Below are 22,801 nucleotides of genomic sequence, written 5' to 3' on the forward strand. Positions count from 1 at the left end.
AAATGCCTGGTGAGAATACGTCAGCATCTAGCCTCTGAAACTATCCAGATTGTTAAGAAACCATTGGTAAGTATGATCAAGGCCCTGCTTTAAGGAAACAGAGTTCTGCCAACCCAGGTTTTTTAAGCGTGTGACATCCATAAGTTTGCGCGGCGTGCCATCGGGCTTACTGGTATCCCAGACAATCGCACCTTTAAATCCGGTCACTGTCGCAACGGTTTCAACCAGTTCTTTTATAGTGCAATCCTTACCAGTGCCTACGTTGATATGGCTTAACATGGGGTCGGTATTAGCGTCATAGGTAAATTTATCCAGCTCCATCACATGAACGCACGCCGCCGCCATATCGTCTACATGGAGAAACTCGCGTTTAGGCGTTCCACTCCCCCAGGCCACAACTTCATTATCTTTTCGCTGGGCCGCTTCGTGGAAGCGTCTGAGCAAAGCAGGAATAACGTGTGAGTTTTCAGGGTGGAAGTTGTCATTAGGCCCGTATAAATTTGTTGGCATCACCGAACGATAATCGCGTTTAAACTGCCGGTTATAACTTTCACAAAGCTTAATACCGGCAATCTTTGCTATTGCATAGGGCTCGTTGGTGGGCTCAAGTTCCCCTGTTAACAACGCCGTTTCTTTCATCGGCTGTTCAGCGAGTTTGGGATAGATACAAGATGACCCCAGAAAAAGCAGTTTTTGAACATCATTACTATGTGCGGCGTGAATAATGTTTGATTCAATCATCAGGTTTTCGTAAATGAAATCAGCCGGGTATTCATTATTAGCATGAATACCCCCGACTTTAGCCGCTGCCAGATAAACCTCATCGATGTTGGCCTGAGCAAAAAAATCATTTACTTCCTGTTGAGAAAGCAGGTTCAGCTCCTGTCGGCTTCGGGTAACAAACTCTATGTCATCACGAGCAGAAAGCGCGCGAATAATGGCTGAACCCACCATACCTTTATGACCGGCTATATAAACTCGTTTCACGCTTTACTCCTTGGCGACCGCAACGCTATAACCATGATGTTTTAGTAATGCGTGGCGCTTAGCTTTATCAAGATCTGAAGCCACCATTTCTGCACACATCTCTTCTACGGTTATCTCTGGTACCCAGCCAAGCTTTTCTTTCGCTTTTGTCGGGTCGCCCAGTAATGTTTCCACCTCGGCGGGTCTGAAGTAGCGGGGATCGACTTTCACAATCACATCACCCACCTGAACACCGGATGCGTCATTTCCCTCTATAGCGGTGACCCTTGCCTGTTCCTCTACCCCTTCACCAATAAACTCCAGGGTGATGCCGGCTTCTTTTGCTGACATTGTTACAAACTCGCGGACAGATATTTGCTTGCCGGTGGCAATTACAAAATCTTCCGGATTCTCCCGTTGTAACATCATCCATTGCATACGCACATAGTCTTTGGCATGTCCCCAATCACGCAGCGCATCAAGGTTGCCTAAAAACAGACAGGACTCCAGCCCCTGAGCGATATTCGCAATGGCACGGGTAATTTTGCGTGTCACAAAGGTTTCGCCTCGACGGGGCGACTCATGGTTAAAAAGAATACCGTTGCAGGCGTACATACCATAAGACTCACGGTAGTTGATCGTAATCCAGTATGCGTACATCTTCGCTACCGCATATGGAGAACGTGGATAAAATGGTGTAGTTTCTTTTTGTGGCGTTTCCTGTACTAAACCATAAAGCTCCGAGGTTGACGCCTGATAAAACCTGGTTTTCTTTTCCAGCCCTAAGAAGCGAATAGCTTCAAGCAAACGTAATGTTCCCATAGCATCTACGTCTGCTGTGTACTCTGGTGCTTCAAACGATACCGCAACATGAGATTGGGCGCCCAGATTATAGACTTCATCGGGCTGTACTTCAGAGATAATGCGGGTGAGGTTGGACGAATCGGTAAGATCGCCATAATGCAAAAAGAATTTGGGATTATCGTTGTGTGGATCCTCGTAAATATGGTCAATACGCTCAGTATTGAACAGGGAGGCCCGACGCTTGATACCATGGACCTCGTATCCTTTTTCTAACAAAAACTCCGCCAGATAGGAGCCATCCTGGCCGGTAACGCCGGTGATAAGTGCTTTTTTCATTAACTTCGATCCACTATGTCGCTAAAATAATGTCAGAAACCGAACTGACAAAAACAAATTTGAAGATTGGGTAAGTAACCTTTCGTTAGCCTACCTATAATCTTGAGATATGCGCGTTATAACTAAATTTTTCCCTTACCAAACGTAGCCCTTTTTCGACATGATTTTGATAAAGTTCTGTATCGCCGACGAGTCGGTTGATTTGCTTTTCGACTTCACTCACCTCAGCGTAAATAGCCGCGTCACCAAATAAAGGCCGGTACAAACCAGGTAAGATAACCGGAACGCCTACAGCCATTGCTTCTAGTACCACACGGCCAAACGACTCAACCCAATCGGCGTGAGTATAATAGACAAAAACGTCCAATTTGGATAAGAAGGCCTGAGGGGTAAGCTCGCCAAATTCGTGCACCTGCCAGTTCCCAGGTATATAACCTACTACGCTTTGTACCGCACTCGCTCCACCCAAAACTGCCACAGTGACATTATCACTTTCAGGATAAATTTTTAGCAGAGTGTCTTTATCGCCCGGCCATTTGTGCAGGCTATCTCGGGAGTGGCGACCTATAACAATATTTTGCCTGGCCGGGCGATGGCCATCGCGCGCCCAATCTGCCACATCAATCACATTTGGCCAGTCTTGTTGGCTTAGCGCTATCTCGGCAAGCTGCGCACTATGGTGTGTTTCAAGCGCATTTCTGACTGCCGGACCAATCGTGTACCAGATTGGAGGTTTATCAAACCATCTTTCCACGTGCTGATTGGCTTTGGGTAATTCATAGCGAAGCACCGCATTTTCACCGTAATCACTCATCGGTGGCTGATTGATAATCACCGAGGTTTTTTGCGTGATGATTTCTGGTATGTATGTTTGTTGATGCTGCAATACCGGCGGGTAACGCACAATAAGGTGATCGCACTTTGCTTTCTCACCAAAAACAATCATTTCTACTGAGTTGCCATCCAGAAGCTCCCTCACCCTGGGGTTAATTTTCTTCCTGGGGTTGTAGTCATAACGGTATAGCTGAACCAACCCTGTTCTTAATCCGGCGTTCTGGTGAGCCTTAATCTCTTCAATGCTGGAAAGCGTCGAGCCTCCGTCTAACCGAAAATCGGAGGCGATAATGACATCGAAGCGACGATATCCATTGCTGTCTTTCGTTTCTCTATCTGGGCGCATGGGTTCCGGTATAGCAAAGAACCGCTTTTTTTGCGGAAACGGGTAAAATACTTCACTGTCCGGCTGCTTATGATACTCAAGATACGTTTCGAAATAGTCTTTGCGCGCCCCCATGAAAAAGCCATGATAGCCAAATGCGGAGCTGCCTGTTAACGAATCGCTGGATTGCCGCTGAAAAGAAAACGGTGGTGTGTCGAGATTTACAACGTTTTCTGCACCAAAACATTTTTTGATTCTGCGGATAAATTCCGAGTCAGCACCAAAACGAACACTATCCCATGAGCCAAGACGCGCCAGCACAGGTTCCCGGCGGAACATAAATGAGGACATGTTATTGAAAATGTAATGCCCGAAATTGCCCCGGCGATAAAATGTCATGTCCGGGTTAGAGCGTGCCTGCAGACTGGTATTCCCCATTACCTCTTCATGCTCGATGAGGTGGCGGGCCTGAACCTCCAATTTTTGGCTATGCGACCAGTCGTCTGCATCGTTACAGGTAACAAATTCTCCCTTTGCTTCACGCAACGCATAATTTCTGGCTACATAAGGGCCCCCATTACGTGGCACCTTTACCAGTTTTATTCTTGAGTCCTGCTCGGCAAATTCAGCTACTACAGCTCGAGTGTCGTCGGTACTACAGTCGTCTGCTACCAACACTTCCAGATTCTGCCAGCTCTGCTCAAGCAAAGAGCTAAGGGCCACACCAATAGTATCCTGAGCATTATAGGCAGGCACGATTACCGTGATAAGCGGTTGCAGGGCAACAGGGATTTGGGCTTCAGGCGCGTTTTTCGTATAAAGCCCAACGTACGGCTCTTCGCCCTGTTTACTTTCAATACCAATTGGGGCGAGACCTGCAGCGGTGTATATCCGATTTACATGAGTCAGTTTGTCAGAAAGCGAGCCGGAGACATTAGCCCAGGCCAATGCTATGTCGGGGTTGGCATTATAGTTCGCTGCGTGATTTTCCAGCAGTACCTTCGCTTCATCTGACTGGTTCAGATTCAACAACGCTTCGACCCGCATAATTAAATAGGCATCGTCAGACTTTAACTCGTATACATCTGAGGCCTCGCAATAATCAAGATAAACAAGTGCTTCACGGGTAGATTCTGCGGTCCCCTGATTTAAGAAGTACAGTGCCAGTTCCTGGGCTGCGAGCAAAGAGCGCAACTTCGTGCCCTCTTTAAAAAGCGTTTTTAGCTCTGCAAGACCAGACTCTTCAAACCCATTGTTCAGAATGTTTCTTCTGATGAGATCGACGGTTTTATGCGCCGATTTAAGCCCTGTCAGAGGATTTGCTCGTGAGAAGGCCTGCCCAGACGACTTATTTCGGCCTTGGCTCAGCCGCCCTTCCCTTTCACCGTGCAAAATATAATGAAGCAGTGGATTCATACCTATCTCACTCACATCATCATGCTCTTCAAGATACCAACGAGTATTAAAGGTTGCGGATGGATCTCTGCCTTCTGTAGCACCGTGGATCACGTAATGTTTTTCGGGGTGCTTTCGCCACAGCGGGTGGCCGGCTATATCCGGGTATTGCTCGAGGTACCACTGCTTATCAAATTTCCCACTGCTTTTAATAGTTTTTACTACCGCATTAAGCGAGGCATTTTCTGGGTTGGAAATGACGTTACGTAGTCTTTTACCTAACTTTTTAATAAGCATGAAATTTTACAACCATTAAATAATGTTGGCAGAATAGATGGCCTTATCCCGCACTTGCTCTAGAGCGATCTTTGGGGCGCATACTTTACCGTAAATTTACTATCCGGGCCACTCAGCATGGCCGTTGCACCTGGCTATAGCTCATGGACGGCCTAGTCACCGCGTGACATACCTGTAGCCAATGCCTGTTTATTCAATATGCTGTAGGGGGTGTAAGGCGCATCGGCATACACTACTAAATTTCTCAAGCGGGCGTGTGAAACCCCAAACTCAATGATAAAATACTTTTCTATTATCAATAAATTCACGGGCCAGAACTGAATAATGAAAGACAACAAAAGTCGAATTTGTATAGCCACCGCACGTAATGACGGCACCACAGAAAGGGTTAATGCGATATTAAACGGTTTACATTTTGCCCAAAAGCATAATCTTCCCTTTCACTTCAGTTGGGTTAACGACAACCATAATAGTAAAAACAAACTATTAGATATCAACCCTAATCTTCCCGATTTTTTCAGCCGTGAATGTAAAGCGCACTTTCTGCCTCTGGATGACTTCAGATCCCGTTTTTCCTCGTCAAAAGATACCAAGCCCGATTCTGTTACCGGGGTGAGTTTTAGTACAGAGGATGCGCCGGGTACAAACGACACTGTGTTGATTCCCACGGTCAAAACCTACTCTGACACAGACTATGCCGCAGTAGTAAACTACCTATTCGACCAAACAGTATCTTCGGATATCGCGCATTTAATTAAAGAATATCAGGGAGCGGTTGGGATTCATTACCGCGGGGGAGATGTAATTTACGGCCGGCATAGAATGACAAGACATGCCCTGTTCAATAAGTCAGCGTCACTGGCAATGGTTGAAGCCGTTATTGCTCAGAATAAGAAAAGTCGCATTATTGTTTTTGGCACACCGGTCGGCGAAACACTGGGCGAGCTTAGATACCTATCAAACAAATACAATAACGTAGAGCTTGCGGTCGATATTATGGGTCAGCAAAGAGATGGCGTTATCAAAGAATGTTTTTTAATGAGTTACTGCTCCTGCTTGTACTCCGCCGCAGGAACAGGGGTCTCACGCCTAGCCAAAAAAATTAACAGAAATCTTGAAGTCATTAAATTTGTCGACTATTTCAGTAAAAAGGAACTGCTTCGCATTTTGGAAAAAGGTGCAGAGAATAGTAGCTATACTGATCTGCAAAGGTGTAATAATGCATTAAAAGCAATATTCTTGAAAAGTAAAAATAGAGAAATATTAATTAGGTTAATAAATACGCTTGACCCGAAAAATAGCTCGCTACTTTTAAGCAAGTAATTAGTGCATTTATCTATTAATCGGAAAGTAGGTATGTATTCCTTTGGGTACTGCGTTTAGGGACATCACTGAGAAAAGGACAAGTAAGATGAGAGTAGAGTTATCTATACAAACCCTCCAACTTTCCAGTTTAGTAAAAATTTAAACTTATATATTTGGTATTTATGAAACAGGTTTTATTACATATAGGAACAGGGAAGACTGGAAGTAGCTCCATACAAAAAACGCTGTCGAGGAATCGTGACCTTCTAAACAAAATGAATATTAGCTATCCAAGATATGGTCATCCTACAAATCATGAAGAGCTTAATATACCAATTAAGGGTGATAAAGGGCCAAGGGCTATTCGTGAACGATTCAAGCGCGACAGTGAAAACTTCGAGGAATATCGTCAGCGATTATTAAGGGAATTTATACAACATATCGGCAACAATTCGAACTCAATTATATCCGCCGAACACTTATATACGCTCAAACCTGAGCGGATAGCTTTTTTGAAGCAGCAGTTTTCAGCTTGTGGCGTCGATCGCGTAAAAGTTATACTGTATTTAAGAGAGCCTGTATCACTGTATAAGTCGCAATTACAGCAAAAACTTAAAGCCTCTTCGCAAACTATCACGCCAGGCACTTGGAAGTATCGTTTTGTTTCGGTAGTAGAAAGATGGATGAATAGTTTTAAAGATGTTGAAGTAAGAGAGTTTAATCGGGAACAGTTACATAACCAAGACGTTGTGGATGACTTTCTTCACATTGCGTCCCAATTTTTTGATCACGCTCAGCTTTTGAATATAAAGAGAACTAAAGCGGCCAACGAATCTTATTCACTTGAAGAAATGTATTTACTCCAGCAGTTCCGAAAGACATTATTCTCGGATCATGAAGATGTTTTCATGCCAGCTTCCGGTGCTCTTATGCGAAATTTCAGTGTCTTAGCGAGCCGTGACTCACTCACTCAAGCGACCTTAAAAGATGATGTAGCAGAGAATATAAGATATAAAACTACTGAGGAAGTAAAGAAACTTCGAGAATTGTTGGGCGAACACTTTTTTACAAATTTTGAAACAGTTACGGAAAAGCCTAACGGAAACTTCGAGCACGTAAGCAGCGTATCGGCACTGTTTAAGAATGCAAAAGATATAGAACATAAAACACTGAAATTAGCGATAAGAATATTAGAGAAAAATCTTTTACAGTCTCCCAAAGATAGCCTATAGACACCTCGATAATAGAACTAGTGCTATTCTTACAAAGCTTTGAGTAAAGCAGGTAACTCCACCAGCTTTACTCCACCTTCACCAGTATTTACCATAGAAACTGGTTGTACCGCGCTAATCGAGACTGTAACTAATTTTGTGTAACTGCCTATCTCAATTTACTCTATAGAGAGTTAAGGATAGGCAGATGAACATGAATAAGAAAGAACTTGAAGCTTTCGCAAAGGAAGCGGCCAAGGGAATTAAAACACCTGAGGACTTAAACGAATTCAGTCAGATGTTGAAGAAAATCACTGTTGAAGCGGCATTAAACGCAGAAATGGATGAGCACCTTGGCTATGAGAAACACCGAAAGTCCACGTTATCGAACAGTCGCAACGGTAAGAGTAGCAAGCGCGTTAAAACCGAAGATGGTGAGTTTGAACTCGACACACCTCGTGACCGTGACGGCTCCTTTGAACCCAAGCTCGTCAAAAAGCATCAATCCCGCTTTACGTCCATGGACGATAAGATTCTCTGGCTTTACGCACAAGGCACGAGTACCCGTGAAATCGTTGCTGCATTTGATGAATGGCACGGTGCTGAGGTATCGCCGACACTGGTTTCTCGTGTCACCAATGCTGTAATAGAGCAAGTGATTGAATGGCAATCACGCCCGCTGGATGCCGTTTACCCGATTGTTTATCTCGATTGTATCGTGGTGAAAGTACCTCAGGATAAGCGCATCATCAACAAGTCCATCTTTTTAGCGCTGGGTATTAACCTGGACGGCCAAAAAGAATTAATGGGCATGTGGATTGCCGAGAACGAAGGCGCTAAGTTCTGGCTGAATGTGCTTACCGAGCTGCAACAACGTGGTGTCGAAGATATCCTCATCGCTTGTATCGATGGCCTCAAAGGCTTCCCTGATGCAATTAATGCCGTGTTCCCACAAACGCATATTCAACTGTGCATCGTACACATGGTGCGTAACTCACTGAAATACGTGTCATGGAAAGACTACAAAGCCGTTACAGCAGATTTAAAGCGCCTGTACCGCTCAACAACAGAAGATGAGGCACTGCTTGAGCTTGAACGGTTTGCAGAGACATGGGATGGCCAGTACCCTCAAATTGCTAAATCATGGCGTACGCACTGGCATAACCTTAACACCCTGTTCACTTACCCTGAAGACATCCGAAAGGCGATTTACACAACCAATGCGATCGAGTCACTGAACAGCGTTATCCGCAAAGCAATCAAGAAACGGAAAATCTTCCCCAGTGATGACTCAGCCAGAAAGATGGTGTACTTAGCAATTAAAGACGCCAGTAAAAAGTGGTCGATGCCGATTCATAACTGGCGTCAAGCGATGAGTCGTTTTATTATTGAGTTCGAGGAACGCCTCGAACAGCATATTAAATAATGGCAGTTACACAGAATCTGTTACAGGCTCCGCTAATCACAGTAATAACTTTCTAATTGATTTTGCTTAATTTCAATTGTTGATAAATAACTTTTTCTAATTTTCGAGTCGAGGTCTATCTAATCTACTTTTACTCTATACTCCTTTCGCAGTTCTTCGACCGCCGCTCTGGGGAATTTTCCTCCGAACTGGGAATTAAAGCGTTGTTTAAATTTTTCATCATCAGTTGGATTAGAGCCACCTTTATCCTTATTGTAATCAACTTCTATTAGAGTACTATCAGAATTGTATACGAAGGAATTGTCCAACTTTGCCAGAACTGTGATTTCATTATCTGCCTTGTGAGACTTATAGTGAGAGTATAGTATTTCTTTATCATAGAAGTTCTCTATCCAAGATTTTCTGACTAGGCCAAAGGATGCAATTCTCCCAAACCATTTTCCATCATTAAAAGCTAATAAGCCAGCGCGGTTCGTTTCAATAGACTCTATAGCTATCTTTAACCACTCTCGACCAGGAAAAGCATCCTGAGCAACGTATGTAATAAATCTAGAGTCAGAGCTTCTAGCCACTTTGTTTAAAGTACTAATGAACCCACTTTTGGTATCATCCATTGCAATAATGATCGTTGCATCACATCCGGCCCTACTAGAAAGAATATGTGCAGCACGTTGGCCTAAACCTTCGTCAATACATGGCATAACAACAGTTACCAATGGAGACACTTCCAGCTTTTGGTTTTGAATTTCACTCATCTTCAACTGAAGAATTCTAGGGTAAAGGTATGTTGATTTAATATTTGAATATTTATGATCAGTGAGAGATTCATCCGGATATATAGTTTTTACCGATGAATTTTTATAGCGAAATAGTTCACTAAAAATTTTATCGTAAGAACTAATGGACTTATCATTGCTTTTAGTTATGTACTCTATTTCTCGCGTAGTGATGTAGGGTGCGTAAGTTGGTGTAATTGAGAAACAGTCAGCACCAATGATTTGCAGTGTCACACAAGAAACCTTCTCTCCCTGAACTGTAAGGGAACGGCCTAACTCGTGAAGTACTGATCTTAATGAATTCTGAACATCCTTCCGTGCATCGACATCAGGGCGATTAAGTTGAACTACGCTCCAATTAAAGCCGTTGCGTTGTGCTTTATAAATCAGCTCTTTAATTATATCTGCACTTACCTTCTCTCTTAGATCACCGGCAAAAATATAATCATAATGCTTAACCTCATGTAGATCCTTCTCTAACAAAGGTCGAGGCGCAGGGAATCTTCTATCAGTCTGTTCGCAACAGTATTTTAATTCAGAAATCCCGATCGACTTGTGCCAATACTCGTAATTTTGAATATACTCTAACTTTGCAACATAAGGAAAATCCTTACAATGAGTTTTCTTTATATCTAAAGTTAACGGTCTTTCTATACGTCCAATAGTGGTAATGGCAGCTAGTTCACAAACACGCCGTTTACCGAAAACTTTAATTAACCGCTTATAAAATTCCCTATCGGCTGAAAACAAGACGTTGTCCCATTCTCCTAATTTATCGATAACTTCATCTCTCAAGAACATTAAAGAGGATAAATTTACTTCTGAATAATAAGGCTGCACGTTTCTGTAGAAGAAAAAATTACTATCGCACTTTATCCAACTAGTACAGTTCGCTACCAGATTATCTTGTTCCTCCAGTTGGCGAGCTTGAAACTGGATCTTCTGCGGATGACACCAATCGCCAGGCAGGCAAACTGTTATGTACTTACCTTTAGCTAGGCTTAACCCAACATTTCTGGAATCGTAGAGCCCGGTATTAACTGTTTTTGCTATAACGGAAATTCTGGAGTCTATCCTTTCAAATTGTCTCAATAAGGTAAGATTTCGATCGTCACTACAATCGTCTACAAGTAGAATCTCAATATTTAGCCAAGTTTGGTTGATTAACGTGTATAGCGTACTTTCAATTTGGTCACTGCAATTATAGCAAGGCACAATGATAGAAACTTTAGGAGCATCTAGTGCACATTGACTTTTCTTAATCGTTACTTCAGGAAGAATGCGTTCAAAAAAAGAATCATTTGCCGACGTTAACTTTAATTTACAAAGTCCGTATTTTTCAAATATATCGTTTAGAAAATTTATCTTCTGGGTAGGAGAATTAGCAGCGTTTAAAAATTGGATCGTTATATCATCATTTTTATTATTTTCATACAAAGGGGGCTTGCTATTTCTAATAGCTAGCTCATTTTTTAAAAAACTTATAAGATCGGCGCCCCCCTCGATTATCGAATTTAAATCACAAAAATCTAGATAGTGGAGAATAGTACTTTCAGAGTCTTGATCAAATCCGTTGAGATATAAAAGAACTATAAACCAACTAGCCCAAGATCTTTCCTTTGTATCTCCTTGTTCAAACAACACTTTAAGTTCACACATTCCGCTATCATAGAAATTTAGCTTTTCTGCATTAATAAACGCGCGTTTAACTCTGTATGGAACATTGCGCATAGAATACGCGTTTTGTTTTTTATTATAATTGAAACTAATATACCTATTATTAATGCAAGGTTTTTTTTCAACGTATAAGTGAGCCTTATCATCAACCGGGATAGAACTCTGTCTAAGACCGTCAAAATTTTTAGGCAAATCGATTTTTGCAAACGAAACACTTAATTTATTCAAAGTATATAAGCAACTAAAATTCTCACCCAATATTCCCTCGGTATATTTCCCCCACCATTTATTGTTAAAGTGCTTTAATTCATCTTTCTGATTATTTCTGTATACTATATTAGTATCAAAAATTTCAAAAGACTCAAAACCTTTATATTCTAAAAGATTTTTAGTGACAAAATATAAATTCTCACCTTTATCATAACGACATCTTTCTAGTTCTTCGGATAAACTCTGAGATGGGCTTTTAGCTAATATAAAACTGATACCATTCTCTCTAATTTTTTTTATTAAAACCGTCAATTCTTTTTTATTTAACTTCAGCAGAGGATCTATCCACAAAGAAAATCTGTAACTTTGTAATATCAGGTGCGGATTTATTTTATAAAAATTCATTTTAAAAGCGGGATCGCCACCTTCAAACTTGAGACTTCTTATCTCAAAAGGTGACACTCCTTCTATTTTTCGCTCACTAAATAAAACATAATCCCATTCAAGAACAATATATTCCGGTAATTGTAGCTGTGTATCACGAACGTCTAGAGCTGAATAAACTACAGTTTCTGCTGCTCTCTTGCATTTATACTTTTTGTATAATCGTATCGCTTCAACCATTTCTTTGTTACTTAGGTTGGAAATTGAAATCAACGTTAAATTGCCAACTCTTTCAACATAAACTTTGTTTATTCGAAATTTATTTAAAATTTCAACCTTATAACAAAGAAAAATTCTAGCGAAAAATTTTTCTCGAACGTATCTTAATAATTTATGATGAGCATAATCCCTTATGGATTTCATATATTTCTTAATTAAATACATTGACCAACCTATTCAAACTTTGTCATTTATAATAGTCCCGATTTCAGATAATAAGTGCACCACTCATGGTTAAACGGTGAGAAGAGATCAACTGCCTGTTGGTGGTACTCTGTAGTCGCCAAACAAACAGCAGTAATTACCATGAGTTACAAGCAGTTGATCGAAGGGCAACGATACCAGATCGAAGCCTACTTACGCGAGGGTTTCAGTTATCGGGAGATTGGGAAGCGGTTGCAGGTGAGTCACAGCACGATTAGTCTTGAAGTACGGCGCAACAGAATTCGGGACAATCACTACCTGCCTGAAGTCGCTCACGCTAAGATGTCCACTTCCCCTTTAATGAGACAGTGCTGAATTAGAGTTTTCTAGTTTTGCTCGGTAAGCTGCCGGAGGCAGGTTACCCAGACTTTCATGTGTTCTTTCTTCGTTATAATCCAGTCGCCAGAACCAGGCCATTTCTCTTACCTGATTGAGATTTTCAAACAAGTAAGCATCTAGAAACTCTCTGCGAAATGAACCGTTAAAGCGTTCAACAAAGCCATTTTGCTGTGGCTTACCAGGCTGGATATAGACCAGTTCAATATTATTGGTTTCACACCAATCTGTCAGCGTCGCCGAAATTAGCTCCGGGCCCTTATCCATACGCAGTTGAGTTGGTAATCCACGCTCTGCCTTCAACTGCTCTAACACGCATACGACTCGGCCAGCGGGCAAAGACGTGTCAACTTCAATAGCAAGGCACTCTAGCGTGCCTTCATCGACTACATTCAGTGTTCTGAACCGTTTACCGCAATATAAAGTGTCATGCATAAAGTCCAACGCCCATTGATGGTTTGCCTGCTCCAGCACATCTAATGGCTGGGCTATTCGTTTAGGCATCACCCGTTTGGTCCTGCGTCTCAGGTTCAATCCCATCTGGCAGTAAACGCGATAGACACGCTTGTGGTTGAAGGGAAAGCCTTTGAAACGCATTCGGCCAAAACACTTCCAGAAGCCTGCTCGTGGCGACTTCTCCAAGACTGCATTGATAGCATCAATGACAGCAGCATCCACTTTGCGCCAGTCCCTCTCTGGACGATAAAAGGTCGCACGGCCAATACCAACAAACAGGCAAGCCTTTACGATACTTAGTCCCGCATCAACTAGGATGCTGACGCATTCTCGTTTATCTGCTGTCACCAACTCTTTTTTGCGACAAGCTCCTTAATGGCATTCTCTTCTAAGCTGACATCTGCAAACATCTTTTGGAGCTCGGCATTTTCTTCTTCAAGCTTTTTCAATCGTTTGACGCCAGACGCTTCCATGCACCTTACTTGTACTTCCAATCGCAAAAAGTTGCACTGCGGATACCGTGCTGACTGCACACCTCTGCAACCTTTATATCCGCACCGACATCATTCAACACAGCGATGATGTAGGACTTAGTAAAGCCTTATTTTCTCATCGTGATCTCCTTAAACTAAGCACTGCGATAAAATCCGATAACGCCTGCCTCAGTTTAAAAGTGGATGAAAAGATTCTATGCATATTAGATAAAGCAGCTACCAATGTAAAAGTTTAAGTCTTATAAAGCTAACATCAATCTATTCAGAAATGTACTTCTTTATTCTTTTGTCGAATGAAAATTTAGATAACTCCGCAAACGTATTTTCATCAATTCCTAGATCCTTGATTAATATACCGCCGCAAAGATTTTTTAAGTGCGCAATCGCGATAACAGACTGAAATGCTTTTTCTACATCGTTATTAAAACTAGCGGAACTGATTTTAACTTGAATATAAAGTTTATAAACATCACTCGCTTGGGGCCATAAATTTAGTGCCGTAGTAACGTAGTTTTCAGCGGCTAGATAATCTTTTTCTTTTAAAGCTCGTTTGGTATCTGAAAAAATTTGAGATTTACTAATCTCTCCCTTCTGCCCGATGAATAGTAAACGCCTATCCACTCCAAATGCAGAAGAAAAAGAATGAAGGTTAAAAGAATCTTCCTCTACAACAAAGTCAAGATAAGATTCAATTAATTTATACTTTCTATGAAAGTAGGGTCTGATAGACTGATAATCTTTTTCTTCAGTTTGAAGTTTAAATTCTTTTTCATAACCATTAAACTTCCATCCAACAATATTTCCCATACTGAATTTTTTCTTGTGTTGCGCGCCAGTACAGTTTCCAAGTGGCGAGCGACTCAAAGAAATATGAACACCACACTCAGGACGAATTGAAAAATTACCAGGTACCATCAACCCCTTTTTTTTCATTATTAGATATAAAATATGCTCATCATTTTCACTGTTGTAATCTAATGAATCAAGGCCAGCTAATGGATAATATTTTTTGTATTCACAAAAATGCAGCCCTGTTAGCCTCGGCCTTCCAGAAAGTACGCTTTGAGGCCTGATTACGTTGCTAAATGGTAAATCAAAATCTTCTATCAAATTTTTATGTATCGAAAAAACATTTTCGAAAACAAGTATGTCTATATCACCTATATATACGTACTCAGCTTTCAAAGCAGGTGTTTGAACGAATCTGAGAGTTGCAGGATTCTTAACATCAATATCATCCCGCTGCCTAAATAGAAATCTATTAGGGTAAATCGCTTCAAGTAATTCTATAGAATTTTCATAACATTTTGAAAAACTAGCAATATCGTCAACTGTAATCTCTACCAGAGAAGATGGGTTGTTTCTAAGCGCAAAATATGCGTAGGGTACTGCAAAAAATTCATAATTTTTATCAGTATGTGTAAAGAACAATAATTTATTAAGCATGAAGTTACCAATTTCTTTAGGAATAGCTAATCTCTAGTATTGAGTATAGTTATATCTAATAAATGTATAGATTTAACATATCAGTGACACACCTAACTTTAAAGTCACTTACTAGATATATGTAATTAGCCCGTCATCGCAATATTTTTATAGTTAAAAAATCGAAAATTTAACTCATAATTTTAATATAAAATTCAACCTAACTAAGTAATCTTGTACGTTCGCCCAGCTTTCGGATACTAAAATCAGCAAGTAAATATGATTTAAAACTCTGTACACAAAGTATTTATAACTACTGTTAAACACAGCGTAATGCAACCTCACTAATCTAGCATTTGATGGCCATGAACCAGGTTACGACCTCAGGAAGAAACGTTAGGAAACGAAATATAGATAATAGTAAGCAAAAAGTTTTTCCGTACATAAATTACGCAACCCAATAAAAACCTAACTACAATATTCACCAATGTCAGCAACTTTTTCGAATACTCATTGGCAAAATTATTTATTAAATAATTTTTGAGCACAAACTTATTTGATTTCTATACTCTTGACAAAATTTCACTGCCAAATGACATAAAGTAGCAGTTATCCAAGAGCTAAGTTCTTAATTCATTAAAAATATAACTAATAGTTATTTATCTGTGTTCAATATACAACTTTAACTCAAAATAGATTTTTTTAAATGGATAAAATTATGTAACCAATAAGTTCTTGTCTAATCCTATCTCATGATTTTGAGCAATAGCAAGGCTTTGTAGATCTATAAAAATTTAAAAATTAATACTGCTACCTATAAGTAATGAGAGACTATGCGTTCTAAAAGCACATTGACAAGCCATTTTTCAATAAAATTAAGAAGAATCGCAGTCATAATTAACTTTTTTGTTTTTTGAAAATCGATTCATAGGAATTTCTTATTTTTAACCAAGAAAACTTCTCTATTGCATAATCACGGGCTTTCTTAGAAAAATCAAGTAAGATTGCTTGTTCATTTAACAAATATTCTATTTTAGCAGTCATCAGATCGACATTTCTATACGGGACTATAAAGCCGTTATAATTGTCCTTAATCTTATGATGATTAACCGAATAATCAAACTCCACTGCTGGCAGACCACACGCCATAGCCTCAACAGTAACGTTTCCAAAAGTTTCAGTTTTAGCCGGAAATACGAATATATCGCTACTTCTATATATAGATGGCATATCAAAATAACTGATTTCACCTAACTGAAAGAAGAAATCTTCGACACCCTTTTCCTTTGCATATTCCACCAAGTTTAAGCCATTCCCCTCCTTACCTGCATGAACGAGAACAACATCCTGTCTTTCTTTTCGAAGTTCAGCTAAGGCATCAATTGCTAAATGCAGACTCTTCTTTTGTACATTTCGCCCAACAGTTATAAGTATTTTTGTTGTTCTGGGGAGGTTAAATTTATCGTGTATCAGATACTCCCGGCCAGGGGTAAAGTGTTCTGTATCAACGCCGTTGTAAATCAGACTTATTGAGCCATTGGTTAATGGGCGTACTTCCTCATATATATGCGGGCCAATGACGACATTGTGATCAACTTCACGAATGTTTCTCAAGATAACTTCGTTTTTAGCAGGGTCTAGTCGATAACCGTAGTTCGACTCCTTGTCAATTTGGATATCTTCACCATGAGTGCGTAATACAACCGGCACACCTAATTCTTTTTTAAGCTCAAGCGCTAAAGACGCCGGTTCGTAAGCACCTTGTACATAAATTACATCGAATGGCATGCTTGCATGGTGTTCTTTAAAGATACGCTTCATATCTGCAGTAGATTTAAAACGTCTGATAATATAATTAGATTTAAGCTCTTCGTAATCTTTCTTAGGCTTGGGTGCGAACAAAACAACGTTATTCCCTGCTTTTGTCAGCTGAGAAGATAGATTATTCACCATCATCTCCATACCGGCTTGTTGGGGCCAAAAGCCAAAGGTTAAAACTGCTATGTTAAGTTGATTATTTAAGTAACGCGAAACCACTTTTTCTCTATGATCTTTATTTTTATCAAGTACATAGACATTTTTAATAAATCTTGCTTTTTGCTTAGCTTTGGAAACAGCCGTGGCTAACGACTTAAAGTCAACCTGCGCTTGTCCCTCTAATTCTTTCCAAGCCTTCTTGGAGAGCAAAAAGGCACTTAATCCTCCTTGGGCAAGCTCTTCCTCGTAATCTAATGCACAATATGAGCTTGATTCTAATAGCGACGCTGCATATTGCTTATGCTTTACCACATCAAACTCTAAAGGGGCCTTTTCATCCATAAAGTTATTGTTGAATACCATTAATCCCACAGAATGATCTTTTTCTAAAAATTCACAGACCCTTGTGTACCAATCTTTGTTACAGAACATAGCTTGTTCGGGCAAGAAAACCCCGTATTCATCATCATTTAAGAGATTCATATACTTTGCTAAAGTTTCGGCACTGAGATCACTTGTAACGAAATTTCTGACTACATGACCTATTTTCGAGGTTGACTCTTTTGGTAAGCTTGAAATATCTTTAACAGCATGTGAGAGGTCGTTATCAGCTCTATAAAAATGATATACATGCAAACCCTGCATAATATAAACAGGATCACCAGCATTTCGATGAGATAAATGGATGTTGTTATCAACTTTCAAGAAACCATCTGTAAACTTGTGTTTGAGCCAAGTCTTTTTGCTAAGCATTATTATCACCCCGGAAGATGAAGGTAACTTAGCGCACTCTACTACTGACTTGCCATATTTTTTAGCTAAGTTTGTTGCAAAAACATCATGATCAAATAAGTTATGGTTATTCTCTAACAAGTTTAAACGCTGATAAGGGTTATTAATTCTATTTGTCCGGCTGATAAAAAGTGCAGTTTCTCCAGCGTGTTCAGAATAAGCACTAGCAACAACATCGCGCCAGCTATTGTTAGTAAACATAGCATCATGGTCAATGAAAAGTGCATAATCATCATCCCCTAAACGCTCCATATATTCGTTGTAACAACGACCTAAGTTCATGCCATATGATTTTGGAGCATAAGCAATAAAGACATGTGGCTTTTTTGGTTTGCTATGCGATTTATAAACGTGTTTATGAAAGTTTACGTATGGGTTAATGCGGAACTGCTTGCCAATTTTAATGGGATTAGGTTTAGCACCTTCAACTTCAAGTGCATACATAAAGGTAAACTGATCGCGTTCAGTACCTGCTATATATTCTTTCCACCACAGATTATTCAGTTTTTTATTTTTTTCTGTATTTCGCCTAAAGATAAAGGCATTTTCAAATAAGCCATTGCCTCTTGGATAGTTTATATCTTCATATTTTTTTAATGCTGCCAAGCATAAATCTTTATTTGCTACAATACGATCTGTAGAGTTCATGACAAATTCTATTTCATCATAAACACATTTTCTTTTGTAATGTTTATATAAGGCAATATCATACCCTTCCATGCAATCGGATATCATTTTACGAACATCTGGGGTTTTGATTTCGAGACTGGAGTCGATATAGACGCTGACGTCGTGTTCTGGCAAGTATTTGTGTGCCAATATTTTGGGAAGGCGTGAGGTACGGCGCGGGTCATCAAGCTTGTCGGTTAGCTGGATAATTTTCCAATGTTCGGATACGAGATCTTTATTGTCCGTGAATAGTATATATTCTACCGTTGGATCGATTATCGTTGGTTCTTTTACGCTTTCGTAACCTCCGATATTAACTGTGTAAACAATGATTTTGTCTTCAGTGGTATGTGCAGATGTAGTGTTTTGTTCCGCACGTTCTTTTTGTCTGTTTAAACGCGCTTCAGCGAGTTTTAAGTTAACAACTATACGCTGCTGGTGTTCTGGGCTTTGCTGAGCGTATTGCTGATAAAGCTTTACGGCAGTTTTGTAGTCTTGCTTTCTAAAAGCGTTATTGGCTTGGCTTAATGTGTTTGAAACGTCCATATACTACTCGTTTAATTTATTGCGCTTAATATTTGTTGCCTGATCTTTTGTTCACTCTTGCCCTTTTTATGCACGGAAAACTCAGCCGCGTCCCAGTCTTCTATTTCAAAAAAAGGATTGAGTTTTTCAATAAAAGCATCATGCTGCTCTTTAGGCATGTCAATTTTGTTCCAGTGAAACTCCGCATAAAGCTTTGTAATGTACTTGAGCGTGCCATCTTGGTGCATTTTTTCGAGGATGGCGTATTCGGCGCCTTCTACATCGAGCTTGAGTACAATCTCTTGATAGTACCGGGCTTTTTGCTCAATAAAATCTGATAAATCTATGCAAGGCATTACCAAAACCTCACAATCTTCATTTTTTACTTTTTTGTGAAAATCAACGTTTTTTTCTTTAATTATTGAGCTGCCGTCAGCATCAACTGGATCAATAGTGAACTCAACCTCACCCGTATAGTCACTTACCAATTTTTTAACCAGCTGAGTAGGTAAATTTTCATAGTAAGGCCAAAGCTCGGGATTACCTTCAAAGGTAATTATCTCATAAGTTGGATTGGACAGTTTGAATTTGATGGTTGAGCATCCATCATGCCCTCCACAATCTATGAACAATTTTTTGATTTCACCTTTTTGATCGAGACTGTCTAGGCTAATCCAACGTTTAAATTTATTTAGTTGAGCTAGCTGTTCGTTTTTACGAGCTTGAATGATGTGTTTGCTATTTGTTGTATCGATGCCGCTTTCTATTGCTAGCTTAAAGTTTTTTTCTGAGTTCTCTTTATCATCCAGTATTGCATGGACTTTGCCTAGTGTGTTGAAGAGGCCTGAGAGCAATAATCTGGCTGTCTGTTCACTGGGGTGTTCTGGTAGATCTTTTAGTGCGTGCTTTGCCTGCTCTGTTTGGCCAAGTTGGAGCAGAGCACAGGCTTTGAGCGCGAGTAGTTCTTCATTTTCGATGGTTTCAATTTGTGCAAGACTTGTCCAGTCACCAAATTGCCATAGATTATAACATTCTATCATTGGACGAAATGTATCTAGTTTCGAATGATGCCGCTGCTTGCTTGTGTCACTCATTTCACTGTCCTTCTGACCCTTGAAATGTATCATTTTTGAAAAATAAATCACGGATGAGGGTGATTTGAGCTTCTGCTTTTAATAGTTCTGCTTTAAGTTGTTCAAGCTGTGCAGCATTGTCTTTTGTTTGGGTCTGGAGATGTCGGTTTTGCGTTAGCAAGGTTTTGTACTGAGTTTGTAGCTCCTTTAATCTGACCGTTTGCTTTTCTTTAGCGGCTTTTTGTTCATCACGTTGCTTATTGACCTCGATCAGTTTTGTTTCTTTCTCAGCCAGTACTTTAGCTTGATGAGCTTGTGTTTGCTCAGAGTTTTTCTTTTCCTCCACAAGCTGCTGCTGGACACTTTGCAGAGTTTGCCAGAGTGGGTTTAAAGTGAAACCTAGCGTGGGTAAGTCCGGGTCGCTATTGTCTTGGCTTCGTAATTCGTAGCCTTGCTTGCTGAGGAATTGAACTATGTCAGATGTGGTGGCTGCGTTTTGGTACAGGGACTCGGTACTAGTTTGCAGTTCCAAGTAGTTAAATAACTCGAGCATTCCGTCTTGTGCCAGGGCACACAAGAATGGCAAACATTGGTCGATAATATCTATTCGTAGTGTGTTGTTTTGGGTGCTTAATGGCTGGCTACGAATAAAGTCTGCAACAGCGATGGTGGTTAGGGTTTGGGTTGCTTTGAGTTTTATGCCCGGAAACAACTGGCGTAGGCCGGTCAATTCTGACAACGCAGAATATTCACTGAGGTTGTAGTGGTAAAACTCGGCTTCGCCTGCCTGAGGCGCAAGGCACACCGACGTGAAGATGTGATTCCCTTTTTTGGAACCTTTTGTAGAGTATTGTTTTTCTAATTTTTTTAAAGCACTTGGGTTGGCATCAACCAGCACAAGCTGTGTCTCCTCAGAAATGCAGCTAAGGTCAGCGGTGTGGCCGACACCTAGCCAAATAAACGTGCCGGAGATGGCGTGTTTGCTAAATGCCATTATTTAGCCTCTATCTGATGTTGTTGAGGTTTAGGAGTCACAGTTCGACCTTCTAGCAATCCAAATTTTACATAGTGTAATAAAGGGTTGATGCCACTTTCGGCGACATCTGGGTATCTAGATAAATACCAGTTGCTGTCGAACATAGGACCTGGAGCACGACCTTCTGCTGCCCCGAAACATAAGTAATGTTCTGCGGGGTCCATACCGGATTCTGCCACATCTGGGTAGCTTTGTAGGTACCAGCTAACGTCAAAGTATTCTGACGTCAGAATCAGGGCGGCGTCTTTCCAGAGCTGCTCTCTCGCTCGTTTTTTCGCGCTGAGGGCTTTTGCCAGTTTGCGGACTGGAGTAGCGCTTTTCCACACTTTCGACGCGGATATTACCTTTAACTCTGCCTGAACGGCGGCCAGCTGGTGTTTTGATTTGACCACTTCGGCCGAGGCTATTTTTAGCTTGTAGTCTAGCTCTTCCTGTACAGAGAACAGCTGCTGCAGTAAAAGTTCGTTTTCGTCCTTGCTTACAGCCAGTTGTTGTTTGCCTGCACTAAAAGCTTTTTCTAGCTCTTCTTGAACGTGGAAAAGTTGTTGCAATAGGAGTTCGTTTTCGCCTTTGCTTTCTGCTAGCTGCTCCTCTTTTTGAACGAGCGCCGTTTGGTATATTGCGTCTAGGTCAAATCTGAGATAGGGGTTATCAAGTAATGGCAGGCTGCAGGCGATAAGGCGGAGCCAAGTACTTTCTGTTTCATGGTTTTGTCGTAGTGCTTGCGAAGCAATGAGGGAATGAAAGTCCTGACTAAGGCGCGGAGGTGCCTCGGCAATTGGAGAATACTTACTTGCAAGCCATTCTGGTAATTGGGCAGGGCATATTAGCAGGCCATCGGCTTGCGCAAGGTGAAGCTGTCGCCGATGTTGCTGCTGCAACTTTAAGATTGCCTCCGTTTGCTGATTCCAGATCGAGACAGAGTCGCTAAGAGATTTGCCTTCGTGCAGTAACTGCGCTACTAAAGTTTCTGGTGAATCCAGGCTAAGCACTATCTGAGTTTGTTTGTTAGCTAAGAGTTGGCTGATGTCGGCTAAGGTCAACACGGAACAAATGCAGTAGGCTTTGCTATCTGACGACTCTGTATGAAGGTCGTTAAGGTCATCGAACTCCTTCAGCGGTGCGAGCTGGCAACGTTTAACTATTTCCTGCCATGATTCACTATCTTTTAAGCTGACTAAGAATTGCATTGCTCTGTCTCTCTTATTGTTCACTCAGTGCTGTAGCACAGATTGCTTTTTGGGTTTACGCAGCTGGTTGGATTCATAGATCTACAAACAAATCGCTCACGGTTTACTAAGCCGAGAATATGAATTACATACCTTCTAACCACTCCACGCCGACGCTTAGGTGATTGCACACCAAACAGCCTTCATTATTGTGTCGTCACTGCCTTTACATTTTATTAAAACCTGCGCTTGTAAATGAATTCACTCAATCAGCACCATCGAAAAATTGCTAGCTAAGATTCTGATTATGGTAACCTTTAGCTTTACTTTTTGAAAGCGCAAACCACGTAGTATACTTTTAGCAGAGCGTGAATGTTGTGTTACATAGCTAAAAATACATAAATCCTTGATTATATTTTA

General features: G+C 40.7%; 12 protein-coding genes and 2 pseudogenes. 4 read left to right on the plus strand and 10 right to left on the minus strand.

What is annotated here, in order from left to right; genetic code table 11:
- Positions 1-27 precede the first annotated feature (27 nt).
- The 3 genes from fcl to F458_RS0117040 all read right to left on the minus strand — a co-directional run bounded on the left by fcl (position 28) and on the right by F458_RS0117040 (position 4,957).
- Positions 28-987, minus strand: coding sequence for a GDP-L-fucose synthase (gene fcl, locus F458_RS0117030; protein WP_018984649.1), 960 nt, complete (start codon positions 985-987; stop codon positions 28-30).
- 3 nt (positions 988-990) lie between these two features.
- Entirely contained in the window at positions 991-2,106 is a 1,116-nt protein-coding gene (gmd, locus tag F458_RS0117035; protein WP_018984650.1) for a GDP-mannose 4,6-dehydratase, read from the minus strand.
- A gap of 94 nt (positions 2,107-2,200) precedes the next feature.
- On the minus strand, positions 2,201-4,957 hold the full coding sequence (locus F458_RS0117040) for a glycosyltransferase (RefSeq protein WP_018984651.1): 2,757 nt from the start codon (positions 4,955-4,957) through the stop codon (positions 2,201-2,203).
- 324 nt (positions 4,958-5,281) lie between these two features.
- On the opposite strand from F458_RS0117040, the gene F458_RS0117045 reads away from it, so the two are divergent.
- From F458_RS0117045 to F458_RS0117055, 3 genes are all read left to right on the plus strand, one after another.
- Positions 5,282-6,280, plus strand: coding sequence for a hypothetical protein (locus F458_RS0117045; RefSeq protein ID WP_018984652.1), 999 nt, complete (start codon positions 5,282-5,284; stop codon positions 6,278-6,280).
- Positions 6,281-6,444: 164 nt separating this feature from the next.
- Entirely contained in the window at positions 6,445-7,494 is a 1,050-nt protein-coding gene (locus F458_RS0117050) for a hypothetical protein (protein ID WP_156824289.1), read from the plus strand.
- Positions 7,495-7,687: 193 nt separating this feature from the next.
- A complete protein-coding gene (locus F458_RS0117055; protein WP_026294758.1) occupies positions 7,688-8,899 on the plus strand; it encodes an IS256 family transposase in 1,212 nt (403 codons plus the stop codon).
- 119 nt (positions 8,900-9,018) lie between these two features.
- Here F458_RS0117055 and F458_RS0117060 read toward each other — a convergent pair whose 3' ends face one another.
- On the minus strand, positions 9,019-12,390 hold the full coding sequence (locus tag F458_RS0117060) for a glycosyltransferase family 2 protein (protein ID WP_018984655.1): 3,372 nt from the start codon (positions 12,388-12,390) through the stop codon (positions 9,019-9,021).
- Positions 12,391-12,531: 141 nt separating this feature from the next.
- Here F458_RS0117060 and F458_RS21220 point away from each other — a divergent pair.
- Positions 12,532-12,711, plus strand: a pseudogene (locus F458_RS21220) (helix-turn-helix domain-containing protein); the annotation flags it as partial.
- Between the two features lie 15 nt (positions 12,712-12,726).
- Here the strand turns inward: F458_RS21220 and F458_RS0117070 are convergent.
- From F458_RS0117070 to F458_RS0117100, 6 genes and pseudogenes are all read right to left on the minus strand, one after another.
- Positions 12,727-13,804 (minus strand): annotated as a pseudogene (locus F458_RS0117070) (IS3 family transposase).
- Between the two features lie 169 nt (positions 13,805-13,973).
- Positions 13,974-15,161, minus strand: coding sequence for a hypothetical protein (locus F458_RS0117080; RefSeq protein WP_018984658.1), 1,188 nt, complete (start codon positions 15,159-15,161; stop codon positions 13,974-13,976).
- Between the two features lie 876 nt (positions 15,162-16,037).
- Positions 16,038-19,124, minus strand: a complete 3,087-nt coding sequence (locus F458_RS20245) for a glycosyltransferase (protein WP_018984659.1) — start codon at positions 19,122-19,124, stop codon at positions 16,038-16,040.
- An 11-nt stretch (positions 19,125-19,135) separates the two neighbouring features.
- On the minus strand, positions 19,136-20,197 hold the full coding sequence (locus F458_RS20250) for an FkbM family methyltransferase (protein WP_018984660.1): 1,062 nt from the start codon (positions 20,195-20,197) through the stop codon (positions 19,136-19,138).
- 1 nt (position 20,198) lies between these two features.
- A complete protein-coding gene (locus F458_RS0117095) occupies positions 20,199-21,170 on the minus strand; it encodes a hypothetical protein (RefSeq protein WP_018984661.1) in 972 nt (323 codons plus the stop codon).
- Entirely contained in the window at positions 21,170-22,402 is a 1,233-nt protein-coding gene (locus tag F458_RS0117100) for a hypothetical protein (protein ID WP_156824290.1), read from the minus strand. Before F458_RS0117100 ends, F458_RS0117095 begins: the two co-directional genes overlap by 1 nt.
- Positions 22,403-22,801: the final 399 nt, after the last annotated feature.

The organism is Salinimonas chungwhensis DSM 16280 (assembly GCF_000378185.1).
GTDB classification, from domain to species: domain Bacteria; phylum Pseudomonadota; class Gammaproteobacteria; order Enterobacterales; family Alteromonadaceae; genus Alteromonas; species Alteromonas chungwhensis.

What these genes read in the sequence shown, in the direction of transcription:
- F458_RS0117100 (WP_156824290.1), bottom strand. Translation starts at nt 22,402, where the DNA reads ATGCAATTCTTAGTCAGCTTAAAAGATAGTGAATCATGGCAGGAAATA.
- gmd (WP_018984650.1), bottom strand. Translation starts at nt 2,106, where the DNA reads ATGAAAAAAGCACTTATCACCGGCGTTACCGGCCAGGATGGCTCCTAT.
- F458_RS20250 (WP_018984660.1), bottom strand. Translation starts at nt 20,197, where the DNA reads ATGAGTGACACAAGCAAGCAGCGGCATCATTCGAAACTAGATACATTT.
- F458_RS0117045 (WP_018984652.1), top strand. Translation starts at nt 5,282, where the DNA reads ATGAAAGACAACAAAAGTCGAATTTGTATAGCCACCGCACGTAATGAC.
- F458_RS0117040 (WP_018984651.1), bottom strand. Translation starts at nt 4,957, where the DNA reads ATGCTTATTAAAAAGTTAGGTAAAAGACTACGTAACGTCATTTCCAAC.
- F458_RS0117055 (WP_026294758.1), top strand. Translation starts at nt 7,688, where the DNA reads ATGAATAAGAAAGAACTTGAAGCTTTCGCAAAGGAAGCGGCCAAGGGA.
- F458_RS0117095 (WP_018984661.1), bottom strand. Translation starts at nt 21,170, where the DNA reads ATGGCATTTAGCAAACACGCCATCTCCGGCACGTTTATTTGGCTAGGT.
- F458_RS0117060 (WP_018984655.1), bottom strand. Translation starts at nt 12,390, where the DNA reads ATGTATTTAATTAAGAAATATATGAAATCCATAAGGGATTATGCTCAT.
- F458_RS20245 (WP_018984659.1), bottom strand. Translation starts at nt 19,124, where the DNA reads ATGGACGTTTCAAACACATTAAGCCAAGCCAATAACGCTTTTAGAAAG.
- F458_RS0117050 (WP_156824289.1), top strand. Translation starts at nt 6,445, where the DNA reads ATGAAACAGGTTTTATTACATATAGGAACAGGGAAGACTGGAAGTAGC.
- F458_RS0117080 (WP_018984658.1), bottom strand. Translation starts at nt 15,161, where the DNA reads ATGCTTAATAAATTATTGTTCTTTACACATACTGATAAAAATTATGAA.